This is a genomic window from Sphingosinicella sp., assembly GCF_052388015.1.
Taxonomy (GTDB): Bacteria; Pseudomonadota; Alphaproteobacteria; order Sphingomonadales; family Sphingomonadaceae; genus Allosphingosinicella.
In genome coordinates, this window is sequence record NZ_JBQTIN010000160.1 from 1 (window position 1) to 4,091 (window position 4,091).

The following is a 4,091-nucleotide window of genomic DNA, read 5'->3' on the forward strand; positions in this document are numbered from 1 at the left end:
GATTCGCCGCTCTCGGTGCTGCTCAACCCCACCCAGGACCTGTCGCGCTACGGCCGGATCATCCGCGACGACGATCAGGTGCTGATGGTCGAGGCGCGCGACCCGCGGCGGCGCGAGTTCGGCACCATCACCCTCGCTTTCGCCCGGGTGCCGAGCGCGCCCTCCGGCCTGATCCTCCAGGGCTGGAACATGATCGACGCGCAAAACAATCGCACCGCCGTCCGCCTCTCCGCCCAGCGCTTCAACCAGCCGGTGGACGACGGCCTGTTCACCTGGCGCGACCCGCGGCGGCGCAACCCCCGCGGCTGAGCGATTCGTTCATCGGGGCGACAGGTCGGCGCTGATAAATCTCGGTCTTCGATTGCGGGGGACACGTATCGGGTTTTCCCCCTGTTGCCCGAGCTGGCACTCCGCAATTGACCTCGCGTAACAACGCTTGGCGGCCCCCGCTCCACGCCCCCGGAGCGGGGGCCTTGCCATTTCGGCAATACTCTTCCCCAGTGTTGGCCCAAGCTCTAAGCCCGCTTCGATGACGTCGCTTCGCATAGCCTCCTGGAACATCAACTCGATCCGCGCCCGCATGGCGATCGTCGAGCGCTTCCTGATCGAGCAGACGCCGGACATCCTCTGCCTGCAGGAGACCAAGGTCCGCGACGCCGACTTCCCGCGCGAGATGTTTCGGCGCCTCGGCTACAAGCATATCGTCACCTGCGGCCAGCCGATGCACCATGGCGTCGCGACGATCAGCCGGGTGCCGATCGTGGAGGAGGAGCGGCTCGACTGGCAGGCGAACGGTGAGGCGCGCCACCTCGCCGTGCGGCTCGAGAACGGCGTCCGGCTGGAGAATGTCTATGTGCCGGCCGGCGGCGACATTCCGGACCGCGAGGTCAACGCCAAGTTCGGCCAGAAGCTCGATTTCGTCGAGCGGATGACGCGCTGGTCCTCGGGCGTGGCGCGGCCGACGATCATGGTCGGCGACTTCAATATCGCGCCGCTGGAATGCGACGTCTGGAGCCATAAGCAGCTGCTGGGCGTCGTCAGCCATACCCCGATCGAAGTGGAAGCGCTGTTCCGTCTCCAGGGCAGCAACGACTGGGTCGATCTCGGCCGCCATTTCCATCCCGCGCCGCGGCGGCTCCACACCTGGTGGAGCTACCGCTCGCCCGACTGGACGAGGAACGACCGCGGCCGCCGGCTCGACCATATGTGGGCGACCGCCGGCGTGGCCGCGACCGCCACCGCCCATATCGTCCACGAGCCTTGCCGCGCGTGGGAGCGGCCATCCGACCATGTGCCGCTGGTGACGGACTTCGCGCTCTGATGGGTGCGCGCGACGTCGCCCGGGCGATAGACGCGCTCCGGCGCGGCTGGCCGGTGGCGATCGACGGCGTCTCCTTCCTCGCGATCGAGCGCGGCGACGCCGACGGCCTCGCCGCGTTCGACGGCGACGGGGCGCCGGCCGACCTGTTGATCTCCGGCAACCGCGCCGCGACCCTGAAGCTCACCAACCAGCGCGACGCGGAGCCGGATCTGCCGGTCTTGATCAAACGCGCACCCTGGATCGATCTCGACGCCGCGACCGCGATCGCCGATCCGGCGCTCGATCTGGCGACGCCATTCAAGGGCCCGTTCGAGAGCGCGCCGCTCTGCTCGCCGCCGACCGCGACCGCCGCGCTGCGTCTCGCGCGCCTCGCCGGCTTGCTGCCGGCCTTGTTCACGCGGCGCGACGGACCGGCCGAGGCGACCACGACCGCCGCCGATGTCGCGGCCTTCGGACATGGCGCGGATTTGCGCATCGTCTCGCGGGCGCGATTGCCCAACCGCTTCGCCGAGCAAGGCGAGATCGTCGCCTTCCGCAGCGACGGCGACACGGCCGAGCATGTCGCCCTGATCCTCGGCGCCCCGACCGGCGAGCCGCCCTTGGTCCGCGTCCACTCCGAATGCCTGACCGGCGACGCCTTCGGCAGCCTCAAATGCGATTGCGGGCCGCAGCTCGGCACCGCGCTAGCCCGCATCGCCGAGGCCGGCTGGGGCCTGTTGCTGTATTTGCGGCAGGAGGGGCGCGGCATCGGGCTGGTCAACAAGCTCCGGGCTTATGCGCTGCAGGACCAGGGCTTCGACACGGTCGACGCCAATTTGCGGCTGGGATTCCAGGACGACGAGCGCGACTTCGCCGTCGCTGCACGGATGCTGCAAAAGCTGGGGCAGGAGCGGGTGCGGCTGCTGACCAACAACCCCCGCAAGGTCACCGCGCTGAAGGCGCTGGGGATACAGGTCACCGAGCGCGTCCCGCTCCAGACCGGCGAGAGCGAGCACAACCGTGCCTATCTCGCCGCCAAACGCGACCGCAGCGGCCACCAGCTTTAGGAAAGCAGCGCCGCTGCCTCGTCGAAATCATGCGCGATGTGCCTGACGCCAAGTGCGCGCAGTCGCTCCTCATGGCCGTCGAGGCAGTGGCGGCCGGGGACGAAGCCGATCACCGTCGCGCCCGACGCGACCGCGCCGGTCACGCCGACCGGCGAATCCTCGATGATCGCGATGCGCTCGATCGGCACGCCAAGCGCCGCGGCGGCGTGAAGATAGAGGTCCGGTGCCGGCTTGCCGAGCGCGATATGCTCGCGGCCGGAAAAGATCATCTCGCCGAACAGGTCGGCGAGCCCGATATGCGCGAGATGCCGCCGCACCCAGGCGGTCGAGCTGGACGAGCAGATCGCCTTGGGCAGCGCCGGCGGCAAGGCGCGGATGAAGGCGACCGCGCCCGCCACCTCGCCGACCCCTTCCGCCATCGCGCGCTCGTCCTCCGCCTCGCGCGCGCTATGGAATTCTTGCGGAAGCGCGCGGCCGATCCAGCGCTCGATCGCCCCGATGAAGTCCGCCCCTGCCAGCCCCATGAACTCGCGCATCGAATCCTCGACGCTGGTCGGATGGCCGTGCGCGGTCAGCCAGTCGGCGATCTGCTTGTTGCCGGCCCATTCGCTTTCGACCAGCACGCCGTCGAAATCGAAGATGAGCGCGTCATATTTCACCGCGACGGGTCGAAGCGGAAGGCGGCCACCCGCCACTGGCCGTCGACCTGGTGCAGCTGCAACGTCACGCCGCCGCTGCGGCCGCCCTGATAAGTGGCGGTGCCGGCCAGGCGGCCGATATCGTTGCGGATCGAGCGTTGCGACCAGCTCCACTCGGTCGGCTGCAACCCCCCGGCCGTCGCGCGCATTCGCTCGGCGTCGCCCAGCTCGCGCTGCAGCGCCGGAGTCGACAATGCATAGGCGCGGTTGAAATCCTGCGCGCGAACAGCGGCCATGAAATCGTCACCGCTCGCGATCAGCGGCCCCAGCGCCCAGGACAGGATCCACCACAGGCCGCCGCCGAACAGCGCCAGGCCGCCCAGCACGATCAGCACGATATGCCAGGGCCGCAGCCATTGCCGCGGCGGCGCTCCCCCAAAAGGCGCGGAATCGGTCATGCCTTCCCTCCCCTCAGCTTTGGCGCTCTCCAAACAAGGCGGTCCCCACCCGGACGTGGGTCGCGCCGATCATCACCGCGCTCTCATAGTCCGCCGACATGCCCATCGACAGGCCGGGCAGCCCATGCCGCCGGGCAAGCTTGGCGAGCAAGGCGAAATAAGGCGCCGCTTCCGTCTCCTCCGGTGGCAGCGCCATCAGCCCGACGATCGGCAAGCCCGCTTGTTCGCAGCGCGCCAGCAGATCGGGAAGATCGGGAATCGCGCAGCCCCCCTTCTGCGGCTCCTCACCGATATTGACCTGGACGAAGCAGTCCGGCCGCTTGCCCGTCTTCGCCATCGCCCTGGCCAGCGCCGCGACGAGCGATGGCCGATCGAGCGAGTGGATCGCATCGAACAGCGCCACCGCATCCTCGGCCTTGTTCGATTGGAGCTGGCCGATCAGATGCAGCCGCAAATCGGGATAAGCAGCCCGCAGCGCCGGCCACTTCGCTTGCGCCTCCTGCACCCGATTCTCGCCGAAATCGCGCTGCCCCTCGGCGATCAGCTTTTCGATCGCGTCCGGCGGTTGGGTCTTGGAAACGGCAATCAACGTCACCGATTCCACCGGCCGGCCGGCGAGGCCTGCCGC

General features: G+C 68.9%; 6 protein-coding genes. 3 read left to right on the forward strand and 3 right to left on the reverse strand.

All coding sequences use genetic code 11. From position 1 onward, the window contains the following. The 3 genes from ACT4N3_RS12975 to ribA all read left to right on the forward strand — a co-directional run. Window positions 1–309, forward strand: a 309-nt coding sequence (locus ACT4N3_RS12975; RefSeq protein ID WP_444855647.1) for a LolA family protein, incomplete at its 5' end; no start/stop codon positions are given. Between the two features lie 220 nt (window positions 310–529). Then, complete coding sequence (locus ACT4N3_RS12980) at window positions 530–1,321, forward strand: exodeoxyribonuclease III (protein WP_444855648.1); 792 nt, start codon at window positions 530–532, stop codon at window positions 1,319–1,321. Then, complete coding sequence (ribA, locus tag ACT4N3_RS12985; RefSeq protein ID WP_444855649.1) at window positions 1,321–2,367, forward strand: GTP cyclohydrolase II; 1,047 nt, start codon at window positions 1,321–1,323, stop codon at window positions 2,365–2,367. Before ACT4N3_RS12980 ends, ribA begins: the two co-directional genes overlap by 1 nt. Here ribA and ACT4N3_RS12990 read toward each other — a convergent pair. From ACT4N3_RS12990 to ACT4N3_RS13000, 3 genes are all read right to left on the reverse strand, one after another. Next, window positions 2,364–3,026 (reverse strand): HAD family hydrolase, encoded by a 663-nt coding sequence (locus tag ACT4N3_RS12990; protein ID WP_444855650.1) that lies wholly within the window; start codon window positions 3,024–3,026, stop codon window positions 2,364–2,366. The two genes, ribA and ACT4N3_RS12990, sit on opposite strands and share 4 nt — an antisense overlap. After that, window positions 3,023–3,463: a hypothetical protein gene (locus tag ACT4N3_RS12995; RefSeq protein WP_444855651.1), complete on the reverse strand. Its 441-nt coding sequence runs from the start codon at window positions 3,461–3,463 to the stop codon at window positions 3,023–3,025. Before ACT4N3_RS12995 ends, ACT4N3_RS12990 begins: the two co-directional genes overlap by 4 nt. A gap of 13 nt (window positions 3,464–3,476) precedes the next feature. After that, on the reverse strand, window positions 3,477–4,091 hold a 615-nt coding region (locus ACT4N3_RS13000; RefSeq protein ID WP_444855652.1), incomplete at its 5' end, for a YggS family pyridoxal phosphate-dependent enzyme.

Coding starts and splice junctions, on each gene's coding strand:
- ACT4N3_RS12995 (WP_444855651.1), bottom strand. CDS start 3,463: ATGACCGATTCCGCGCCTTTTGGGGGAGCGCCGCCGCGGCAATGGCTG.
- ribA (WP_444855649.1), top strand. CDS start 1,321: ATGGGTGCGCGCGACGTCGCCCGGGCGATAGACGCGCTCCGGCGCGGC.
- ACT4N3_RS12980 (WP_444855648.1), top strand. CDS start 530: ATGACGTCGCTTCGCATAGCCTCCTGGAACATCAACTCGATCCGCGCC.